Here is an 805-nt window from a genome sequence, read left to right on the forward strand (position 1 = left end):
CGGTTCGCTGCGCCGCGCCGTCGCCCACGCCACCGACGGCCTGAGCGAACTCGGGGTCGACGACTACCACGACCCGTACGCCCCGCCTCCGGCCGGCGGCGAGCTCATCGGCGGACTCCGGCACGCCCGCGCCCAAGCCCTGAAGGAACTGGGCCGGGACGGTGCCCTGGAGGATCTGGCCGACGCCTTCATCGTCCTGCCGGACGGTCATCCCGAGCGCGGCGCGGTCGGGGCCACTCTCGCCGCGACCCTGATGATGCGCGGCCACGCCGAGCAGGCCGGGATCACCGCGACCCGGGTGCTCGCCGCGGCGCGGGAGCTGGGCGACCGGCGCAGCGAGGCGGACGCGCTGATCACCCTGGGCTGCCTGGATGTGGGGGACGGCGAAGCCGGTCTGGAACTGCTGAATGAGGGCACCGCGCTCGCCCGCGAACACGGATTCGTCATGGTTGAGCTGCGCGGACTGGTCAATCGCGGTGGGGTCCTCAAACACCTGGGGCGGATGGAGGAAGCCCTGGCCAATGCTGTGGAGGGGCTGAGACGTTGCGAGGAGGTCGGGCTGACGCGAACGCAGAGCGGTCCTTTCCACGCCATGATGGCGTTGCTCCGCCTTTCCCAGGGGCGGCTGGACGAGGTGGAGCCGTTCCTCGACCAGATCACCGGTGACTCCCTCATCCAGGCCAGGGCACTGACCGTGGTGATGGAACTCGCCCTCGTCCGGTGGGACGTGGACCGGCTGCGCGCGGCCATGACCGAGTTCCGACGGCTGCTCCCTGAGAGCAGCAGCTCGCCGACCGAGTACCTG

1 pseudogene is annotated in these 805 nt (G+C 71.1%); it reads left to right on the top strand.

From position 1 onward, the window contains the following. Nucleotides 1-805 (top strand): annotated as a pseudogene (locus tag D471_RS40560) (helix-turn-helix transcriptional regulator); the annotation flags it as partial.

Origin of the sequence: Nocardiopsis lucentensis DSM 44048 (assembly GCF_000341125.1) — a bacterium.
In the GTDB taxonomy this organism is placed as follows: Bacteria; Actinomycetota; Actinomycetes; order Streptosporangiales; family Streptosporangiaceae; genus Nocardiopsis; species Nocardiopsis lucentensis.